We start from the raw sequence: 21,450 nt of genomic DNA on the forward strand, positions 1-21,450 counted from the left end.
ATGGGTTACCAAGAAATAATTGCCTATGCAATTGTAATTATTGCATTGGGGTACATCATTAAAAAAGGCTTTTGGAAGAATAAAACGAATAAGAAAGGTTCTTGTGGCGGAGGTAGCTGCGGATGTTCTTAATCACCATTCTTTAAAATAACAAAATAGGCAACTCAGGCGAGTTGCCTATTTTGTTTAGTATATATCGTTAAAACTTAAATGTGGCGAATTCGCCATAATTAGGACTATACTTACCTAATGCTCTTGATGAAGTTATGAATACTCTCCTCACTAATGCCATGTTCATTAATATGCTTCATAAAGGCTGTTCCTATAATCGCCCCTGAGCTATATTGATTCGTGAGGTCATAGGTGTGTTTATCTCTTACCCCAAAGCCGATAAGAGCAGGGTTTTTAAGTTTTAAATCTTGAATGTGTTTATAGTATGCTTGTTGTTCTTCTAAAGACTTATTAGAACCTGTTGTCCCATTAGAAGAAACTAAATAGATAAAACCATCTGTCTGCTCATCTATATGGCGCACACGTTCTGTCGAAGTATCATTACTTATCAGCATGATATTACTGACGTTGTGTTGATCACAGTGTGTCTTGAAATGGGATACGTAGTAGTCCATAGGTAAGTCTGGTAGGATAATACCATCTACACCTACTTCTGCACATTTACTGATGAATGCTTCTATACCATAACGCATTACAGGGTTGAGGTACCCCATTAAGACAACAGGGATAGTAATGTGTTGTCTCATTTCTTTTAATTGTTCGAATAGCTTAGAGACTGTGATACCATTTAGCAACGCCTGTTCACTGCTATGCTGTATAACTGGCCCGTCTGCTAGTGGGTCTGAGAATGGCATGCCTATTTCTACTAAATCCACACCTGCGTTATCTAGGTTTTTTAAGATGGTCATCGTGTCTTCTAAGGCAGGATAGCCTGCTGTGAAGTATATAGAAAGTATATTGGATTTCTTCTCGGTGAAGAGTGTGTTGATTCTATTATTCATGGTTAAAGTATTTAGAGTAAGTAATCATGTCTTTATCGCCTCGTCCTGATAAGTTTACCACTACGATATCGCTTTCTTTTAGCTCCATCTTATTTAGGTACGCTAAGGCGTGTGCTGACTCTAGAGCAGGTATAATACCATCTATACGCGTTAGTTCAAAAGCAGCCTTGATCGCTTCATCATCAGTGATACTACCTACAGTGATCTTACCTGTATCACTCAGATAGGCATGTGCAGGCCCTATACCAGGATAATCTAATCCGGCAGAGATAGAATAAGGCTCTATAATCTGTCCGTCCTCAGTCTGTATAAGGTAAGTCTTGCTACCGTGTATAATACCTTGTTTTCCTAAGGCGATAGTAGCCGCAGTCTGTCCTGTTTCTACTCCTAGACCTGCCGCTTCTACTGCGATTAACTTTGTATGACCATTATCTATAAAGTGGTAGAAAGCGCCCATCGCATTACTTCCTCCACCTACACATGCTACTACATAGTCTGGATTAGGAGTATTCTCTTGCTCTATGAGCTGTGCTTTTATTTCTTTACTGATGATAGATTGAAACTTCGCTACCATATCAGGATAAGGGTGAGGCCCTACTACAGAACCGATCACATAATAGGTCTCTTGTGGGTTATTGATCCATTCGCGTATAGCTTCATTTGTAGCGTCTTTTAAAGTCTTGCTCCCACTCTCAGCAGCTACTACTTTTGCCCCTAGCATACGCATGCGTTCTACATTAGGTTTCTGACGTTCGATATCATGTGCTCCCATAAATACAGTGCACTCTAGATTTAATAGTGCGCAAGTAGTAGCAGTAGCTACCCCGTGCTGTCCTGCACCTGTCTCAGCTATAATTCTCTTTTTGCCTAGACGTTTGGCTAAGAGTACTTGTCCTATCGTATTGTTGATCTTATGGGCTCCTGTGTGATTTAGATCTTCTCTTTTCAGATAAATCTTTGCTTTATATTTAGCAGACAAGTTAGCAGAATAGAATAGAGGAGTAGGTCTTCCTACATAATCTTTAAGTAGCTTATTTAGTTCTTGTTGAAAATCTTCTGTCTGTATGATATCTAGGTAGCTCTCTTGTAAGTCTGATACGTTCTTATACAGCATCTCAGGGATAAATGAACCTCCGTACTCTCCGTAATATCCTTGTTCGTTTGGGTTAAATTCTTTCATAGTCTCTTATTTCTTTTACTAGTTTTCTCACTAGTGTTATCTCTTTATGATGTTGATCGTTTTCTAATTTACTGTTGAGGTCAAAGCCTGCTAATCTATCATCTCGTAATAGCAAAGCGGACTGTATATTGTGTAACCCTAATCCTCCACTTAGTAGATAAGGGGTACTACCTTGATAATGCTGTAATACATCCCAATCAAATGATAATCCACTACCTCCATACTCTGGAGTAGGGGTGTCGAATACAAATAAATCACAATAGGATTCGTATTGTTCTATTTGACTGAAATCCTCCTTTACTCCTATAGAGAACGCCTTGATTACCTTTATTCCTTGCTCTTTATGGTAAGCACAATCTTCTGGGCTTTCGTTACCGTGAAGTTGTATATAGTCTAGTTTATAATGCTTTATGCGTTGAGTTATTTCTTCTCTTGTAGCATTGACGAATACACCTACTTTCTGAATTGGATGAGGTAGATTATCAACAGCCTTGTTAATATCTGTACTTACATATCGCTTTGACTTGGGATAAAAGATAAATCCCATCATGTCAATGTGCTCTTGCCCAACAGAATTAATATTGTCTATATCAAACATCCCACAGATCTTTATTTTCTTCATCGCTGTTTATACTTTAATCTCTTGTTGTAATAACCGTAGTTGTTCAGCAGGATTAGCGGTCTTCATAAAGTACTCTCCCATTAAGAACCCTGTGAATCCATTGTCTGCTAATTCTAATAGTGTTGCGGCATTCTGTATACCGCTTTCTGCTATCTTCACAGCTCGATGAGGCAATAGATTAGCTAAGGCGATACTGTGCTGAATATTTACTTCAAAGGTGTTCAGATCTCTATTGTTTATCCCAATGAGGTCAAACTCAGTATGTAAATGGTCTCGTATTTCTTGTTCAGTATGCGTCTCTAATAATACTTGTAAGCCAAGCTGATGTGCATAATCAGTCAATACTTTGATACGTTCGATAGGAAGCATTTTAGCGATCAATAGAATGGCGTCTGCACCTATCGCTTTAGCTTCTTCTATCTGGTACTCGTCTAGGATAAAGTCTTTCTGTAATAGGGGCAGGTTTACTGAAGCACGTGCGTTAGCAAAGTCAGTGAGTAGAGCACCAAAGAATTGACTGTCGTTTAGAATTGATAAAGCCGCAGCTCCATTTGCTTCATATCCTTTTACTATCTCAGTGATATTAGCGTTGGGATGAATGATTCCTTTAGAAGGAGACTGTCTCTTAAACTCTGCGATGATCGCTCTGTTGTTCTTAGCAAGTATAGCAGACTTAAAATCAAGCGGTATTCTGTTGTATAATGGAGCATTTCTTAGGTCAGTAATACTCTTTATAGTCTTGCGTTGTGCTACTTCTATTTGTTTATGTGCTTTTATTTGTTCTAATATCTTCATCTCAATTCTTTTAGTATTTCAAACTTCTCTTTTGCTTTTCCTCCCAGTAGAGACTCTTCTGCTCTTGCTTTTGCCTCTAAGATGCTTAGTTCAGGATAGTAGGTATTAATAGCTAAAGCGCTATTAGCAAGGACTACATTATTCTGAGCAGAGGTACCTTTACCTTTAAGTATTTGCCAGAAGATATACGCCGACTCTTCTACTGTTTTTCCTCCTTTTATTTCTTCTTCACGGATGATAGGACTATTAAAGTAAGAAGCGTCTATTAGTTTCTCTTCTTTGTTATTGACTAGCTTAGCTGATTTAGTCAAGCTACATTCATCATAGCCGTCTAAGGCATGTATAATGCAGTACTGTGTATTCTCTGCCTGCAAGAAGTATTTATACATTCTCAATAACTCAAGATTAAACAGACCTACTAACTGTACCTTAGGCTGAGCAGGGTTAGTCAAAGGACCTAGCATATTAAAGAACGTCTTCACTCCAAGGGCTTTTCTCACAGGGGCGATTCGCTTCATGGCTGGGTGAAATAAAGGAGCATGTAGAAAACAGATATTTGCTTCTGTCAATTGTTCTTTTAGTTCTGCTTCTGTGCTTTTAAAATGAATACCCAAGTTCTCCATGACACTTGATGATCCTGAGATAGAAGACACTCCGTAGTTACCATGTTTAGCCACAGGTACACCTGCTCCTGCTGTCACAAAGGATGACAGTGTAGATATATTAAAAGTGTCTTTTCCGTCTCCTCCCGTACCACATAAGTCCATAGGGTTATAGTCGGACAGATCCACCTTATTAGCAAGCTGTAGCATTCCTTCTCGGAACCCTCTTAACTCCTCTAATGTGATGGGTCTCATGATGAATGTAGTCAATAGAGAAGCCATCTGTGCATCTGTATACTTGTCATTAGCCATGTTGATGACTATCTCTTTGGCTTGTTCTGTAGTAAGTGTCTTATGTTGTATTAAGTGATTTAATATCTCTTTCATAGCATTAGTTTTTAATCCAATTTTTAATAATCTCTTTTCCATACGTGGTCAATATCGACTCTGGGTGAAACTGTACTCCTCTGACATTAAGTGTTCGATGCTTCACAGCCATGATATTCTGTTGTTCGTCATAGGCTGTTACTGTTAGTTCACTGTCCTTTTCTTCTATTACCCACGAGTGATAGTGAGCTATAGGGGAGTGGTCAGGCATAGACTGGAATAGTTCATCAGGTGCAGCTAGCTGTATAGGTGATGATATGCCGTGTAAGGGTGTTTCTAGTCTCTTTAATTGGTGGCCATAGTACTCACCTATAGCCTGATGCCCTAAGCAGATACCTAATATGTCTTTATGATTAGCAGCATAGGCTATCACTTCCATTAGTTTGCCTGCTTCTGATGGTATACCCGGCCCTGGCGAAAGGATAATCTTATCGTACTGATCTATTTGCTCTAGTGCTATCTTATCATTCTTGATGATATCTATCGTTTCTATTCCTAGTTCTTTCAGGATGTGTATCACATTGTAGATAAAGGAATCATAGTTGTCGATTACTAATACTTTCATAACTTATATGTTTTGGGCTTCACGGATAGCTAGTGTGATAGCACTTAGTTTATTTTCTATTTCTTTTAATTCTGACAAGTCATCTGATTTGGTCACGATACCACATCCTGCCTGATAGTGTAACTCGTTCTGATAACTCAGAGCAGATCGGATAAAGATGGCATGGTTAATCTCTCCATCTAAGGTGATAAAACCTATCGTACCTCCATAGAACCCTCTGCTCTCTGGTTCATACTGATTGATTAGTTCCATCGCTCTGTGCTTAGGCGCTCCTGATAGTGTCCCTGCTGGGAAGGTATTGGCGAATACATTAAGACTATCTTTCTGCATATCTATGGTAGCACTGACTTTAGACACTAGATGGATGACATGAGAGTATTGTTCCACTGTTTTATATTCTTCTTCTGTGACCTCTGTTCCCGTGATGCTTAGGTCATTTCTAGCCAAGTCTACTAGCATGATATGTTCTGCATTTTCTTTAGGGTCATTAAGTAACTGCTGTGTTAGTATCTCGTTCTGAGCCTTGTCCTCTGTTTTTCTAAATGTGCCTGCTATTGGATTGACATAGGCTTTATTTTCTTTTACGACTACTTGTGCCTCAGGAGAAGAACCGAATATCTTAAATGCTCCATAGTCAAAGTAGAATAGGTAAGGAGAAGGGTTAATAGAGCGAAGTGCTCTATATACATTAAACTCATCACCTGTAAAACGCTGTTTATACTTGCGTGAGAGTACTAACTGAAATACATCTCCTCTATAACAGTGTTCTTTTCCTTTTTTGATAATCTCAAGAAACTCTTCATCTGTATAAGGAGTCTTCGGAGCATCTACTGTTTTGAAAGGGTAGGGAGTGATGCTATTGGTGTTTAGGTAGGCATGTATCTTAGTTAATTGGCTTTCTTCTCCTGTAAGCGTGTATTCTACTAAGTGCATTTCATTCTTATAGTGATCATATACGATGATATACTTAAAAAAGTGGTACTGCATTAATGGAAGGCTGTTATCACTTGGCTTAAACTGTATATCGTGTACTAGGGGAATACTGTCATAACTGGTATACCCATAGACACCTGCCTTTAAGTAATCATATTGATTGGCATTCTCTACGTTGATTTCTTTGATGAACAATTGTAGTTGATCTAGTACGTTGATATCAGCTGTAGGATATGTCATGGTGTTCTCTAAGGTCTGTACTGTAGTGGTATCTGCAGTAACGATATAAGACATCATCGGCTCAAAGCAGATATAAGAACAACTGTTCTCTCTCGAGTGGTTACTAGAGTTCTCTAGTAAAAAACTATTAGAGAACTTATCTCTTAGTTTGAGGTAGATTTCGATAGGAGTGTATAGGTCTCCAAGTATTTTTTTGTGATTGATGTGAAGTTTCATTTCTTGTAAATATTTGAGTTTAAAGCAAAAAAAAGCCTGCTAGGGGTTCCTAGCAGGCTTCATCTATATAAAATGTGTATATAATTCTATCTATAACTAATCACAACTTAAATACATAGTACGACCAACCGAACCCTGATAGGATTTAGCTAGCCACCACCAATTAGTATTTAAAAATTGTGTATTCACTTTTCGTCTTTTGTTATGAGTGCTAAATTATACTTTTTTTTAATATCAAAGCGTTTTTTTTCAAAAAAGCTCTTTTTCTCTTATTTTTCAGGTGTTTTCGGCTCTTCTAAGATGTTTTTACTCGTAATTAATTCATCTTTAAAAATCGTTTCATAGTAGAAAATGTCAAAATCTTCTCTTTCGTACTCCGGATTAGCTCCCGTATGAGAGGTAACAAAGGCACCTAATGAAGCAGCTGTTTTTATAATCTGAATAGGATCATGCCCGTTCAACTTAGCTGCTAAGAAGCCCGCAAGGTAAGAGTCTCCACTACCTACCGTATCTCTGATCACGATATCAACTGCAGGATAACTATAAAGCATCTCTTTATTTAAATAAAGTCCTCCCTTATCTCCTTTAGAAATGATAATCTCATCACAGTCAAAGTGTTTTTGAACAAACTTGATAGCGTCTTCTTCTGTTGTATAAGGTTCTTCAAGATACTCAAGAATCTCTTTTAGTTCGAACTTATTCATCTTTAGTAGATCGGCTTTATGCATCAGTTCTACCACGAATTCTAATTCGTAATGAGGAGGTCTAAGATTGACATCGTACACTTTATATTTCGCTACATCTAGCAGTTTATGTAACGTCTCTCTAGTATGGGGAGTTCTACTCGCTAAGGTACCGAATACAAAGGCATCTGACTGCGCCACTAGATCACTATCTTCTTGCTTAAAGTCGATAAAATCCCAAGCGCTATTCTTTAAAAATTCGTAACTAGCTTCATTGTGATCATCGAATGTAGCGAATACTGTACCTGTCTTTTTGGTAGTATCTGTCTGTATGTAGGATGTGCATGCACCTACTTCTTTTAGTCTAGAAATAATCTTTTGACCTGCGTCATCTGTACCTAATTTGGTAATAATGTGTGAGTCTATTCCCATCTTATGTAGGTGATAAGCTACATTTAAGGGCGCTCCGCCGATCTTCTTATACGTTGGGAAGATGTCCCAAAGTATTTCACCAAAACAAACTACTATAGGTGCTTTTGCATTATCTGACATAAAGGATAAATCTTATATATAATTAGACTTTACTAAGGTACAAAAATCTTTGTTGATGTTAAATAACGCTATAAATATTCCGTTTAGTATTTGTTTAATATGGATGTTGTTGGATTTAAGTGAAAACAGTTGTTTTTAGAAGTTCTATTGATGAGGTTTTAGATAGTAGATGCTTCGGGTAGAGATAGGGTGTGCTTTTGAAAAATGGCCTTTAACCCATGTAGATACTGGTTGTTTCCGAATAGCTTCCGAAGGATTTGGATTGTGTTTTTTTTAATTAGTTGATAGATAGGTTTTTAAGTGTTTTTAGATAGTGCAATCTTAGGCAAAAAGAGCAAAGAAGATCAATAAGGGCATAAGGTGGCATTATGAGTCAAATAATTGCGTAAGGGATATAAAAAAACACCTCTAGATGATACTGAGGTGTTTTAAACGCTATTGATAATACATTTTTTTTACTTTATTCTTTATGGATTTCTTTTTATAAAACCTGTATTGAAACTTGATCGTCTCTAACCAAAGTTTTATAAACACATCACGTGAGCTCTTACCAATAAGCTCAGCATAATGGGTAGCCATCTTCTCGATATCTTGAATGTTTGTAGTCAAGTGTGACAAGTTTTTCATTCGATGTGAGAAACTCATCTCTTGGTCAAACTTCATTCTGTTGATATCTACTAGATAAAATTCATGCGAACCATCTTCTCTTACTTTTATCAAAGTGTTACCTGGTGAATGGTCTAAGAAATTAATACCATTCTCATGTAATTTAAAAGAGAATTCAACGAACTCCTCAAGGACTCTCTCCCTGTTAGGACAATCTTGGTTCTGTGCTAGATCCCTATAAGTGATATCTGTATCAATAAATTCTGATATGTAGTATGAGTTTCTTAATGCGCCTTTAGAGACGTATTCAAAATAAGCAATCGAATGTGGAGCATTGATTCCTAGATTGTGTAATCTTTCAGCGTTTTCAAATGATCTCAGACCTTTAGACTTACGTATATTTCGGTATACATACCTATTGATAAGATTGGGTTTCTTAAAGGATTTAATAGCAACCTTCTGACCCGTAGATAAGACTACAAGCTTGATACTATTTCTAGTTCCTTTAGCGATATAAGTATCTATTTCGTCATAGGCTTCAATGATTTCCGTTAGTTCCTTTTTAAGGTTTTGATATTGAGTGTGTATTATCGCATTTACTTTCAACTTCTTCATATAAAAAGTAATTACAATTAAGGTCTAAAGATAAAGAATGCTTAGGAAACGAAATTATTAATCTAAAGGATTTAAGTTCTTGTTATTCAGTATGTTGATTTGTGTTTGTACTTGTTTTATGAAGGATTTAGCATTTGTTTTTTTTATGCTTTTTAACTGATTTAATGCTTATAATTAGATATTGGTCGTGATAAGTTTTATTAAGTCTAGATAATTGTCACAAGTGCTGATTTAGAATAAAATGAACGTGATGAAATGCGAGTTTTTTTAGTTTTTTGAAGTTATACGGAATTAGATAGAAATGTCTTAAAAAGATGTGCTTTTTAAAATTAAATGTCTTTTAAATGAAAATTAAACAAAATAATAACCACCTATATTTTTGTGGGTTTTGGTTGTATTACACTGATTGTGATATAGGTGATAAAAAAAGGTGGCGTTTTATTAATAAAACGCCACCTTTAGGGTAATCTATCGAGTTGTTATTTATTTTGTTCTAATTGAATAGGTTTAAAAGAATCGATGGACATAGACCAATAACGATATTAATCACGATCGCAGTAACTCCTACAATCTTGTATGTTAATGGTACTTGGATATGTTCTGTCTCTTCTTCAGTAGAAGCATACATTCCAATGATTACTTTTAGGTAGTAATAGATACTGATAAATGAGTTAATCACCCCGAAGATAACTAATGCTATAAATCCATTACTTATCGCCTGTGAGAATAAGAAGAACTTACCAAAGAATCCTGCAAAAATAGGTATACCTCCCATAGATAATAACGCTATAGAAAGGATAACTGCTAGAAGAGGGTTCTTCTTCGCTAATCCATTGAAGTTAGATATTTGTTCGTTTTCTTTATTCTTTGTTACGATGATTAATACAGTGAATGCTGCTATACCTGCTACAGCATACGCTGATGCGTAGTAGAATAGGTTAGCCGATGCTGTACCTAATGCTGTAAGTGCCATCATCATGAATCCTGCATGCGAGATACCTGAATAGGCTAATAGACGCTTCATATTATCTTGACGAATAGCCATGATATTACCTACCGTCATCGTTAGAATAGCGATCACTACGATTACGTTGATATATTGACTTGGCATATCTACTAATAAGTACATGCTTAGTCTGTACAGCGTTGCTACAGCAGCTACTTTAACTAATGTACTCATCAATGCTGTAGTAAGACTAGGTGCTCCTTGGTACACGTCTGGTGCCCAGAAGTGGAATGGAACAGCTGCTATCTTAAATAACATACCTATGATAATCATCGTAGTCCCTAGAGAATACCATATCGGTAATGCTCCTGCTAGTGCTACTTCTTTTATTCTAACTACGTCAAATGACCCTGTAGCTCCATAGATTAAAGCAATACCGAATAATACTACTCCTGAAGCAAATGATCCTAAAAGGAAATACTTCATCGCAGCTTCGTTACTCTTAATGTTCTTGCGATCTGTACCACATAGAATGTATAATGTGATAGAAAGGATCTCAAGTCCTAGGAAGAACATAGCCATATTACCAAAGCTTACCATACATATCGCTCCCATTAAAAGGAAAAGCTTTAATGAGATATAGTCTGATATCTTTGAGAATTCTGTTTTATAAAAATCTTTACTTAATGCTACTAAGAAAATAGTTAGGGCTATAAATAAAGATGAAAATGCGGTAGAAAATTTAGTGCTTACAAACATATTGTTATAATATGCTTGTACCACATCAATATTGCATACAGTATATCCCAGGATACCTAGTAATCCTAAAAGTGTCGCAGGAATGACTACTTTGCGCAAATTGATGATTTCTAGTACAAGTACTAAAACCGCTAATACTCCAATTGCTATTAATGTATTCATTTGTTTTATTTTGGAATTAAATTCATCAGTTATGTACTGACTCCTTACTATTTATTACTTAATATAAGACATTATTTCAACCAAACTAGGTGTGATCAAGTCAGATAATGGCTGTGGGAATATACCGAAGAATATAACAGCTACTGCTAATACACCTAAGATCACCACTTCTTTAGTATCTACATCTGCAAATACTTTAGTGTTAGTCTCTCCTAACATCGACTTTTGGAACATTCTAAGCATATAGAATGCACCTAAGATAATAGAGGTACCACCGATGATAGCATACCATATATTCACTTGTGATAATCCTAAAAGCAAGTTGAATTCTCCAATGAAACTGAATGTTCCTGGTAATCCTATTGAAGCAAACATTAAGATCATGAATAATGAAGCGAATTTAGGAGCTTGTTGTCTAATACCTCCCATTTCACCAATCATTCTAGTCTGGTAACGTTTGTAAATAATCTCTGCTACGTAGAATAAACCTACGATAACGAATCCGTGTGCTATCATTTGTAAAACAGCTCCTCTTAATCCGTCTAATGTCAATGAATATGCTCCTGCTGCAATAAGACCTACGTGAGCTAATGAAGAATATGCAAAGAATCTTTTGATATTCGACTGTTTTAGTGCAACGATAGAACCATATACTACACCAATGATACACAGTACTAAGATAGTAGGCATTACTTCTTTTGCTGCTATTGGAGAGATTGGTAATTGCCAACGGATGATAGAGTATAACCCCATCTTAAGCATGATACCAGCTAATAACATTGTTCCTACTGTAGGCGCTTTCTCATAAGTAGAAGCCTGCCATGTGTGGAATGGGAATACAGGAATCTTAATCGCATAAGCAATGAAAAATGCTAAGAAGATCCAGTACTGTTCTGTAGCCGATAGTTTAGCATTATACAGGTCAATTAGCATAAAGCTACCAGCACGTTGGTATAGATAGATAAATCCAACTAACATGAATAATGAACCTGCAAATGTGTAAATAAAGAACTTAAAGATTGCTTTCTTACGTGCTTCGAAACTGTCATTCCCCCATAATAAAGCAATGAAGTAAATAGGTAGTAATGATAACTCCCAGAAGATGTAATATAAGAATCCATCAGATGCTAAGAATGTACCTGTCATAGCGAATGACATAAACATTACTAATGCATAGAATGCATTAGATTTCTCTATGTGATCTCCTAATGATGATAATATAATCACAGGAGTTAATGCTGTCGTTAATAAAACTAAAGCTAATCCTAAACCATCTGCTTTAAAGGCTAAATGAATATTAGGGTTAGTCATCCATTGCGTTACATATCCTGTGTCAACCCCAGAATTATGTGAACAGATTAGAACTAAAGTTTCTACAAAAGCAACTAGTCCGAATAACAAGGCTACTTTAGCAGCTGATTGTTTACCTACTAAGTAGGTCGCTATAGCTCCGACTAATAACGTTAATAATAATATAGTTACGTTCATCTCTCTAAGTTATCTTGCAATGAATAAATAATATAAAATCAAACAGATTCCGAATACGAAGGCAAATAAGTACAATCCGATATTACCGTTTTGAGCTTTTTTACCTTGTAGAGATAATCCGTCTGCTATCTTTCCTAAACCAAATATAGTTCCTGATAAAGCTACTTCTACTACATCTCTTAGGAATGTAGCTAGTGTGTAGATAGGGTTTACAATTACTTTTTGATAGATTTCATCAATGTAGTATTTGTTGTAAAGTACTTTATGGAAACCAACGATTTGTTCGTCTTCTTGAGGTACTTCATTTTTACTAATGTACTTAGAGTAAGCAAGACCTAGTCCGATTAAGAAACCAATAGTAGCAACTCCCATTAAGATATATTCTAATGTACCTAATTCATGACTGTGTTTAGTCACTGTATTTACGATAACAGGTTTAAGATATTCGTTTAACCAAGAGTTTCCATTACCAGGTAAGCTGATAAGTCCTCCAACTACAGAAAGTACAGCTAATACTACTAATGGTGTAGTCATAGCAGCAGGGCTTTCGTGTAAGTGGTTCTTTTGTTCTTGAGTTCCTCTAAAGTTCTTTTTGAATGTCAAGAAGAATAGACGGAACATATAGAAAGCTGTCATAATAGACGCTAATGAACCAATAATGTATAATACAGTATTGTGTTTAAACGCTGTTAATAAGATCTCATCTTTAGAGAAGAACCCTGAGAAGAATGGGAATCCTGAGATAGCTAATGTAGCGATTAAGAACGTTAAGTAAGTTATTTTCATGAATGGCTGTAGACCTCCCATTTTACGCATATCTTGTTCTCCACCCATAGCGTGTATAACTGATCCTGATCCAAGGAATAAACAAGCTTTAAAGAAAGCGTGTGTGATCACGTGGAATACTGCAATCTCATAAGCTCCAAAACCAATAGCCATAAACATTAACCCTAATTGTGATACTGTAGAGTAAGCAAGTACTTTTTTGATATCGTTTTGTACAAGACCAATAGTTGCTGCGAATAAAGCAGTGAATGCTCCAACGATAGCGATTATGTTTTGAATATGAGGTACAAGATCAAATACAAAGTTTAATCTAGTGATTAAGAATATACCTGCAGTTACCATCGTAGCAGCGTGGATTAATGCAGATACAGGAGTTGGTCCTGCCATCGCGTCTGGTAACCAAGTGTACAAAGGTATCTGTGCACTCTTACCAACTGCTCCAATGAAAAGAGCTAAAGCAGCATATCCAATCCAAGTATTTACTTGATGGTTAGTTCCACTTAGAATAGCTTCTTTAATTGTCATATAGTCTAACGACTGGAATAAGAATGCTAAAATGAATACCCCTATTAGGAAACCTAAATCTCCTATACGGTTCATGATAAATGCCTTCTTAGCTGCGTCGTTATATGATTGGTTCTTATGCCAGAATCCGATAAGTAAGTATGAACAAAGTCCTACACCTTCCCAACCAATAAATGTGATTAGTAAGTTGCTTCCTGTAACTAATAAAATCATGAAGAAGATAAATAAGTTCAGGTAAGCAAAGAACTTTCCATAGTTCTCATCACCTTTCATATAGCTAGTAGAGTACCAGTGTATCAGTGTACCAATACCTGTAACAAATAATAACCATAACAATGAAAGTTGATCTAATAAGAATCCGAAAGAGATATCAAATCTCGTTGTTGACATCCAATTAAATAAGTCAACTTGTATTGGTTCACCTGTACCGTTTACTTGTACAAATGCAATTACTGTAATAATGAATGAAATTAAAACTGCAAGGGTAGCAATCATTCCAGCACTATTACCTAATTTCTTTCCGAAGAAAATATTAACTAGTGACCCTAATAAAGGAGCCAATAATAAAAGTAAAATTACGTTCGTATCCATGCGGAATTATCCTTTTAAGTTTTTTAATTTATCAATATCAATTGATCCAATATTTCTGTATATCGTTACTAATATCGCTAGTCCTACTGCAACTTCTGCTGCTGCTACCGCCATAGTAAAGAATACGAATACCTGTCCTTGTGCATCTTGATGATAAGTAGAGAACGCTACTAATAGCATATTAGCAGAGTTCAACATAATCTCGATACACATAAACATTACAATTGCGTTACGTCTATATAGAATACCAAATACTCCGATGCAGAATAAAATGATCGATAAGTAAATGTATCTGTCTATACCAATTATTTCAATTACATTCTCCATAATTATGCTTCTTTATCAGTTTTGTCCTTTTTAGAGATTAGTACTGCACCTATCATAGATAATAATAATAGAACAGCTACCATTTCGAAAGGCATTACGTATTCATTTAATAATACTTTACCTAGTACTTGTACTGATTGGAAGTCTTGTCCATGAGTTGCGTATTGCAATTCGTAAGTTTGAGCTCCACGCATAGTAATAGAAAGCAATAATAAACCTACTAAACAGAAAGCTATTGTAGCAACAACTTTAGTGATAAAAGGTTTAGAGACTTCATGGCTTATATTTAAGTTCATTAACATGATTGTAAATAGCATTAAAATCATGATAGCACCAGAGTAAACCATAATGTGTACCATTCCTAAAAACTGTGAGTTTAATAGAATGTAGTGTCCAGCTATTGAAAAGAAACTCACTACTAACCATAGAGCACTATGGATAGGGTTTTTGCTCAATAGGGTAAGTACTGCACTTCCGAGTGTTATAGTCGAAAGAATATAAAATAATATTTCTACCATGATTAAGCTTGATTCTGTTGTTTAGTATTTTCAATTGCTACATCTAGTGGCATAACTAATTTGTCTTTACCAAAGATGAAGTTCTCACGAGTAACATCTGCTTTAGCAATTTGTTTAGATGTAGTCAAGTAAATTGCTTGTTTAGGACAAGCCTCTTCACATAAACCACAAAAAATACAACGAAGCATATTAATCTCGTATATCTCAGCGTATTTTTCCTCGCGATAAAGATGTGCTTCTTCAGGTTTGCGTTCTGCTGCTTTCATTGAGATAGCCTCTGCAGGACATGATAATGCACATAAACCACAAGCTGTACAACGCTCTCTACCTTCGTCATCACGCATTAGCATATGTCTTCCGCGATATACATCACTGAAAGGTCTTTGTTGTTCTGGATAAGCGATAGTCACTTTTTTCTTAAACATGTGTTTTAAGGTAACCATCATTCCTTTGAAGATAGCTACTAAGTAGATCTTCTCTGTCCAAGTCAGCTTCTTATTAGAAACTTCCTTTTTTCTTCCTGATAATGAATAAGTATTTGTCGACATGCTTAACTTTTTACTAGTAAGATTACAATAGCTGTAATTACTAAATTCAACAATGCTAATGGAATTAATGATTTCCATCCTAAGTTCATCAATTGGTCATAACGGAAACGTGGTAAAGTCCAGCGTACCCACATATAAACAAATATGAAGAAACATATTTTAACGAATAGAGCGAAAATACCTATTACGTTTGCAATATTTACTCCCCAGTTTTCTACAGCCCATGACATACCTGGATAGTTATACGCCCCGAAGTATAGTACAGAGATGATAGCCGATGAGATAAATAAGTTTGCATATTCAGCAAAAAGGAAGAATCCCATCTTCATAGAAGAATATTCTGTGTGGAATCCTCCAATTAATTCTTGTTCACATTCTGCTAAGTCAAAAGGTGCACGATTAGTTTCAGCAAACGAACAAATCAAGAAGATTAAAAAACCAACTGGTTGGTAGAATACGTTCCAGTTCATTCCTTGTTGTTGTAATGCTATTTCTCGCATGCTTAATGACTGAGTCATTAATAGTAATGATATTAGTGAAAGTCCCATTGCGATTTCATATGAAATCATTTGTGACGCAGCACGAATACCACTCATTAAAGAGTATTTATTATTTGATGCCCAAGCTCCAATCATGATACCATATACTCCTACAGAAAGTACTGCGATGATATATAGTAAGCCAACATTTAAGTCAGCAGCTTGTAATATAATATCTCTTCCAAATAAATGAAACTTATCTCCCCAAGGAATAACAGCACTAGTCATTAATGCTAATGTCATCGCAAGGAAAGGACCAAACTTAAATAAGAACTTATTTGGTGTGTTTGGTTGTGTTTCTTCTTTAGCGAATAGTTTTAAACCATCTGCTAGTGGTTGTAAGATACCTCCTTTACCAGCACGGTTAGGACCTAGACGGTCTTGTATCCAGGCAGCAATTTTACGTTCTGCTAACGTGGCATACATCGCCATAAGCATCGTAACTGCAAACACAACTACAATGATAACTGCCTTATCTATAATAATAGTTTTATCCATACTTATGCCGATTTATTCTTTAGATTCATTATCTGTAAAAGGAATCTCCTTCATACTAATTTTAACGCGGTCTTGGTCACGTCCTTCTAAGATATGTTTTTCTGTTTTCATTACTACTTTATCTAATTTCTTAGTGTAGTTGTTTTGATTGATAACAGAGAATTTCTCAAACTTACGCGGTCCTTCAATAACCCAGTCTTTTGTGTCTTTATGGTCAAAACGACAGCTGTTACAAATGAACTCTTCTACTTCGTGGAATTCATCTTTACGAGCTGTTACTCTTTGGATTTCTTCACCGAACATCCATACTGTTACTTTACCAGAACATGTAGGACAATCTCTATGTGCGTTGTAAGGTTTGTTAAACCAGACACGTGATTTAAAGCGGAATGTTTTATCTGTTAATGCTCCTACAGGACATACATCTATCATATTTCCAGAGAACTCATTATCAATTGCAGCTGATATATAAGTTGATATCTGTGCGTGATCACCACGTCCACATACACCGTGTACTCGTGCATCTGTTAGTTGTTCTGCTGTCTTAACACATCTATAGCAAAGGATACAACGATTCATATGAAGTTGAATATTGTCTCCGATATTCTCAGGAGCGAATGTTCTTTTCTCTTCTTTGAAACGTTTTTGTTCTTTACCGTGATTGAAAGCTAAGTTTTGTAAATCACACTCACCTGCTTGGTCACATACTGGACAGTCAAGAGGGTGGTTGATTAATAAGAATTCAGTAACTGCTTTACGTGCTTCTAGTACTCTTGGAGAAGAAATACTTTTTACCTCCATACCGTCCATAACTCCTGTTTTACAAGAAGCCATTAGCTTAGGCATAGGACGTGGATCTGCTTCACTACCTTTAGATACTTCTACTAAACATGCTCTACATTTTCCTCCTGTACCTTCAAGTTTTGAATAATAGCACATTGCAGGAGGTACTGATTCGCCTCCTATCATTCTTGCTGCTTGTAGAATGGATGTCCCTGGTTCTACTTCTATTTCATGTCCGTCTATAGTAACTTTCATAAACTGTGCTTTGTTTAAGCTGAATATTTAGTCAGCGTATATTATTTATTGATCAAGTGTTTTACTGCAGTAAAAGGTTCATTAACAAAGTGGTCTCTGTTTTTAATCTTTTCTGGGTATAAAACGTGATATTCAAACTCTTCTCTAAAATGTCTTAAGGCAGCAGCTACAGGCCATGCAGCAGCATCCCCTAAAGGACATATTGTATTTCCTTCAATATTGCTCTGGATGCTCCATAGTAAATCTATATCATCCATAGTTCCATTACCTGTCTCTATACGGTGTAATACTTTTTCAAGCCATCCTGTACCTTCACGACATGGAGAACATTGTCCACAACTTTCGTGAGCATAGAAACGAGCGAAGTTCCAAGTGTTTCTAACGATACATGCTGTATCATTATAAACGATGAATCCTCCAGACCCCAACATAGATCCTGTTTCGAATCCTCCATCAGATAATGATTCATACGTCATTAGACGATCTTCACCATTAGCTGTTTTATAGATTAAATGTGCTGGTAATATAGGTACTGAAGATCCTCCAGGAACTAATGCCTTGATAGGACGATCATCTATCATACCACCACAGTATTCTTCTGAGTTAATAAATTCATGAACAGTGATACCCATTTCGATTTCGTATACTCCTGGTTTTTTGATGTGCCCTGAAGCAGAAATAAGTTTTGTACCAGCTGATCTACCTAATCCTAATTTAGAATATGCCTCTCCAGAGTTGTTTACAATCCATGGAACGTTAGCAATAGACTCTACGTTATTTACCACTGTAGGATTCCCCCATAATCCGCTTACAGCAGGGAATGGTGGTTTGATACGAGGATTACCTCTTTTACCTTCTAGTGATTCAATAAGAGCAGTTTCTTCTCCACAGATATATGCTCCTGCACCACAGTGTACATGTAAATCTAGTGAATAGTCTGATCCTAAGATATTTTTACCAAGCCATCCAGCAGCATAAGCTTCTTTTATAGCTCTTTCTAGTATTTTAAAAACCCACATATATTCTCCACGAATATAGATGTAAGATAGGTTAGCCCCTAAAGCGAAACTTGATGTAATCATTCCTTCTATTAATAAGTGAGGAATATGTTCCATTAAGTAACGGTCTTTAAAAGTACCTGGTTCAGATTCATCAGCATTACAAACTAAGTGTCTTGGTTTGCCTGACTTTTTATCGATGAAACTCCATTTTAATCCTACTGGGAATCCAGCACCTCCACGACCTCTTAAACCAGAAGCTTTTACTTCTTCCGTGATTTCATCAGGAGTCATAGATTTTATAGCTTTCTCTACAGAAGCATAACCACCATTTTCACGGTATACTTCATAAGACTTAATCCCTGGGATATTGATTTTATCTAATAATATTTTTGTTGCCATATTACTATTTGTCGTGAAGAATTACTTTACCAGCTTTACAATCTTCTATGATTTGATCTATTTTTTCTTTTGTTAAGTGCTCTTTATAGAAATCTCCTAATTGCATCATTGGAGCATATCCACAAGCACCTAAACATTGAACACCTGCTATAGAGAACATTCCATCAGGAGTTGTTTCTCCTGGTTTTATGCCTAGTTTTTCACAAGCGTATTCCATCATATCATCAGCACCTCTAATTCCACAACAAGACGTTAAGCAGAATTCGAACATATACTTACCTACAGGTTTTTGGTTGTACATTGTATAGAATGTAACTACCTCGTATACTTCGATAGAAGTTATGTTTAGCATTTCAGCTACCTTATCCATTAACTCTGCACTTAACCAGTTATCATGAGCATCTTGTACTTCGTGTAAGACTGGTAATAGTGCTGACTTTCTTTTATCAGCAGGGTAGTGGCTAATCAACTCATCAATGCGTTGTTGCAACTCTGGTGTGATATTTATGTTTTGTTTGTATTTTTTAACTTCCATAATCTTAAGCGTCTAATTCTCCTGCGATAATATTTAAACTTGACAGTGTAATAATAGCATCTGATAGCATACCACCTCTTACGATGTCATTATATGCTTGATAGATGATAAAACAAGGTCTTCTAAAGTGTAAACGATAAGGAGTTCTACTACCATCAGTGATTAAGTAGAAACCTAATTCTCCATTACCACCTTCTACAGGATTGTATAGTTCTGTAACTGGTACAGGTACTTCTCCCATTATTATTTTGAAGTGGTAGATAAGCGCTTCCATATTAGTATATACATCTTCTTTAGGAGGAAGGTAATAATCTGGAACATCAGCATGGTATGGACCTTCTGGCATTTTATCTAATGCCTGTCTGATGATTTTTAAACTCTCCCATATTTCAGCGTTACGTACACAGAATCTGTCATAGCAGTCACCACTTGTACCAACTGGAATATCAAAATCAAAGTCTTCATAAGAACAGTAAGGTGAAGCGATACGTACATCGTAGTCTACTCCAGCAGCTCTTAAGTTAGGGCCTGTGAATCCGAAGTTTATAGCTTCTTCAGCAGAAATTCCTCCAACACCTATTGTTCTGTCCATAAAGATTCTGTTACGCGTAAGTAACCCTTCAAATTCAGACCAGATTGCAGGGAATTCTTTTAAGAATTCTTCGATTAGTTGGAATACTTTTGGAGACCATTCTCTCTCAAATCCTCCGATTCTTCCCATATTAGTAGTTAAACGTGCACCACTAATTTCTTCGAATATTTCGTATATTTTTTCTCTGTATTGGAATACATATAAGAACCCTGTAAGAGCTCCTGTATCTACTCCCATTACAGAGCTACATATAATGTGGTCAGCTATACGAGCTAACTCCATTACGATAACTCTTAAATATTGAACTCTTTTAGGGATCTCAATACCTAATGCTTTTTCTACAGTTAACCACCAAGCAGTATTGTTGATTGGTGAAGAACAATAGTTTAGACGATCTGTTAATACGTTGATTTGATAAAAAGGTCTGTTCTCAGCTATTTTCTCAAATGCTCTATGTATATATCCTACTGTTCCTTCTCCATCTAATACTTTCTCTCCATCTAGTAAGATGATATTCTGAAAGATACCATGTGTAGCAGGGTGTGTAGGTCCTAAGTTTAATATCTGTAATTCTGTCCCGTCTTCTTGAAATTTCTCTTCAATAAGTTTAGCATATCGTTGCTCAGGAGGTAATAATAAATCTGACATAGTCTCGTTCCTTTAAGTATTAAGAATTATGAACCGTTCTACCAAAGAATCTATCATCTTTGTCTGTTCTACCTGCATCTTCCATAGGGAACTCTTTTCTTAATGGGAAAGATTCCATCTGGTCCATATTTAATATTCTCTTCAATTGAGGATGATTTTTAAAGATAATTCCATAAAAATCATATGTTTCTCTTTCTTGCCAGTTTGCACTTTTAAACAAATCTGTAGCAGACTCTACAACTGGGTTTTTGATATCTAAGAAGGTTTTAAAACGAACTCTAATATTATCTGTCCAGTTGTGCATGTGGTATACCACTGCTAATTGACGTTCCGAAGGTAAGTCAGCATAATGAACTCCACAAACATCTGTAAGGAAGTTAAAGTTCATCTCACTATCTTCTTTTAAAAACTTAAGAACATCGTGTGAAGCATTAGTTGCAACTTCAAAAGACAACATTCCATGTTGTTCATGAAATTCACTAACTGACATACCAAATGTTTCAATTAGTCTTTTTTGTAATGTAGTATTATCTAATGCCAT

At 36.0% G+C, this 21,450-nt stretch carries 22 protein-coding genes; 1 reads left to right on the forward strand and 21 read right to left on the reverse strand.

Going from position 1 to position 21,450, the window contains the following annotated elements; translation table 11 throughout:
• Entirely contained in the window at positions 1 to 132 is a 132-nt protein-coding gene (locus MPR_RS19075) for a FeoB-associated Cys-rich membrane protein (protein WP_006257716.1), read from the forward strand.
• 110 nt (positions 133 to 242) lie between these two features.
• On the opposite strand, the gene trpA is transcribed toward MPR_RS19075, so the two are convergent.
• The 21 genes from trpA to MPR_RS01130 all read right to left on the reverse strand — a co-directional run bounded on the left by trpA (position 243) and on the right by MPR_RS01130 (position 21,450).
• Positions 243 to 1,013, reverse strand: coding sequence for a tryptophan synthase subunit alpha (gene trpA, locus MPR_RS01030; protein ID WP_041888459.1), 771 nt, complete (start codon positions 1,011 to 1,013; stop codon positions 243 to 245).
• Entirely contained in the window at positions 1,006 to 2,193 is a 1,188-nt protein-coding gene (gene trpB / locus MPR_RS01035) for a tryptophan synthase subunit beta (RefSeq protein ID WP_016650011.1), read from the reverse strand. The genes trpA and trpB overlap by 8 nt, the downstream gene beginning before the upstream one ends.
• Complete coding sequence (locus tag MPR_RS01040) at positions 2,180 to 2,815, reverse strand: phosphoribosylanthranilate isomerase (RefSeq protein ID WP_041888461.1); 636 nt, start codon at positions 2,813 to 2,815, stop codon at positions 2,180 to 2,182. The genes trpB and MPR_RS01040 overlap by 14 nt, the downstream gene beginning before the upstream one ends.
• A 6-nt stretch (positions 2,816 to 2,821) precedes the next feature.
• Entirely contained in the window at positions 2,822 to 3,610 is a 789-nt protein-coding gene (gene trpC, locus MPR_RS01045; protein WP_041888463.1) for an indole-3-glycerol phosphate synthase TrpC, read from the reverse strand.
• The gene (gene trpD, locus MPR_RS01050; protein ID WP_041895086.1) at positions 3,607 to 4,599 is read right to left on the reverse strand and encodes an anthranilate phosphoribosyltransferase; all 993 of its coding nucleotides are present in this window, start codon (positions 4,597 to 4,599) and stop codon (positions 3,607 to 3,609) included. The genes trpC and trpD overlap by 4 nt, the downstream gene beginning before the upstream one ends.
• A 4-nt stretch (positions 4,600 to 4,603) precedes the next feature.
• Positions 4,604 to 5,164: an anthranilate synthase component II gene (locus MPR_RS01055; RefSeq protein ID WP_041888464.1), complete on the reverse strand. Its 561-nt coding sequence runs from the start codon at positions 5,162 to 5,164 to the stop codon at positions 4,604 to 4,606.
• A 3-nt stretch (positions 5,165 to 5,167) separates the two neighbouring features.
• The gene (locus MPR_RS01060; protein WP_041888465.1) at positions 5,168 to 6,553 is read right to left on the reverse strand and encodes an anthranilate synthase component I family protein; all 1,386 of its coding nucleotides are present in this window, start codon (positions 6,551 to 6,553) and stop codon (positions 5,168 to 5,170) included.
• Positions 6,554 to 6,822: 269 nt separating this feature from the next.
• Positions 6,823 to 7,788: a carbohydrate kinase family protein gene (locus MPR_RS01065; protein ID WP_041888468.1), complete on the reverse strand. Its 966-nt coding sequence runs from the start codon at positions 7,786 to 7,788 to the stop codon at positions 6,823 to 6,825.
• Positions 7,789 to 8,223: 435 nt separating this feature from the next.
• On the reverse strand, positions 8,224 to 9,009 hold the full coding sequence (locus MPR_RS01070; RefSeq protein ID WP_041888470.1) for a lipopolysaccharide kinase InaA family protein: 786 nt from the start codon (positions 9,007 to 9,009) through the stop codon (positions 8,224 to 8,226).
• Between the two features lie 493 nt (positions 9,010 to 9,502).
• A complete protein-coding gene (locus MPR_RS01075) occupies positions 9,503 to 10,876 on the reverse strand; it encodes an NADH-quinone oxidoreductase subunit N (protein WP_041888472.1) in 1,374 nt (457 codons plus the stop codon).
• 54 nt (positions 10,877 to 10,930) lie between these two features.
• Positions 10,931 to 12,364: a complex I subunit 4 family protein gene (locus MPR_RS01080; RefSeq protein WP_041888474.1), complete on the reverse strand. Its 1,434-nt coding sequence runs from the start codon at positions 12,362 to 12,364 to the stop codon at positions 10,931 to 10,933.
• A 9-nt stretch (positions 12,365 to 12,373) separates the two neighbouring features.
• On the reverse strand, positions 12,374 to 14,266 hold the full coding sequence (nuoL, locus tag MPR_RS01085) for an NADH-quinone oxidoreductase subunit L (RefSeq protein WP_041888476.1): 1,893 nt from the start codon (positions 14,264 to 14,266) through the stop codon (positions 12,374 to 12,376).
• Positions 14,267 to 14,272: 6 nt separating this feature from the next.
• A complete protein-coding gene (gene nuoK / locus MPR_RS01090; protein WP_006257701.1) occupies positions 14,273 to 14,593 on the reverse strand; it encodes an NADH-quinone oxidoreductase subunit NuoK in 321 nt (106 codons plus the stop codon).
• A 2-nt stretch (positions 14,594 to 14,595) separates the two neighbouring features.
• Positions 14,596 to 15,111, reverse strand: a complete 516-nt coding sequence (locus tag MPR_RS01095) for an NADH-quinone oxidoreductase subunit J family protein (RefSeq protein ID WP_006257700.1) — start codon at positions 15,109 to 15,111, stop codon at positions 14,596 to 14,598.
• A 2-nt stretch (positions 15,112 to 15,113) separates the two neighbouring features.
• The gene (locus tag MPR_RS01100) at positions 15,114 to 15,659 is read right to left on the reverse strand and encodes a NuoI/complex I 23 kDa subunit family protein (RefSeq protein ID WP_006257699.1); all 546 of its coding nucleotides are present in this window, start codon (positions 15,657 to 15,659) and stop codon (positions 15,114 to 15,116) included.
• Positions 15,660 to 15,661: 2 nt separating this feature from the next.
• Positions 15,662 to 16,696 (reverse strand): NADH-quinone oxidoreductase subunit NuoH, encoded by a 1,035-nt coding sequence (gene nuoH / locus MPR_RS01105; protein WP_006257697.1) that lies wholly within the window; start codon positions 16,694 to 16,696, stop codon positions 15,662 to 15,664.
• A 12-nt stretch (positions 16,697 to 16,708) separates the two neighbouring features.
• Entirely contained in the window at positions 16,709 to 17,734 is a 1,026-nt protein-coding gene (locus MPR_RS01110) for an NADH-quinone oxidoreductase subunit G (protein WP_041888478.1), read from the reverse strand.
• A gap of 41 nt (positions 17,735 to 17,775) precedes the next feature.
• On the reverse strand, positions 17,776 to 19,134 hold the full coding sequence (gene nuoF / locus MPR_RS01115) for an NADH-quinone oxidoreductase subunit NuoF (protein ID WP_041888480.1): 1,359 nt from the start codon (positions 19,132 to 19,134) through the stop codon (positions 17,776 to 17,778).
• A 4-nt stretch (positions 19,135 to 19,138) separates the two neighbouring features.
• Complete coding sequence (locus MPR_RS01120; RefSeq protein WP_016650023.1) at positions 19,139 to 19,669, reverse strand: NADH-quinone oxidoreductase subunit NuoE family protein; 531 nt, start codon at positions 19,667 to 19,669, stop codon at positions 19,139 to 19,141.
• 4 nt (positions 19,670 to 19,673) lie between these two features.
• Positions 19,674 to 20,909, reverse strand: a complete 1,236-nt coding sequence (locus tag MPR_RS01125) for an NADH-quinone oxidoreductase subunit D (protein ID WP_041888482.1) — start codon at positions 20,907 to 20,909, stop codon at positions 19,674 to 19,676.
• A gap of 19 nt (positions 20,910 to 20,928) precedes the next feature.
• The gene (locus MPR_RS01130; RefSeq protein WP_006262590.1) at positions 20,929 to 21,450 is read right to left on the reverse strand and encodes an NADH-quinone oxidoreductase subunit C; all 522 of its coding nucleotides are present in this window, start codon (positions 21,448 to 21,450) and stop codon (positions 20,929 to 20,931) included.

The organism is Myroides profundi (assembly GCF_000833025.1).
GTDB classification, from domain to species: domain Bacteria; phylum Bacteroidota; class Bacteroidia; order Flavobacteriales; family Flavobacteriaceae; genus Flavobacterium; species Flavobacterium profundi_A.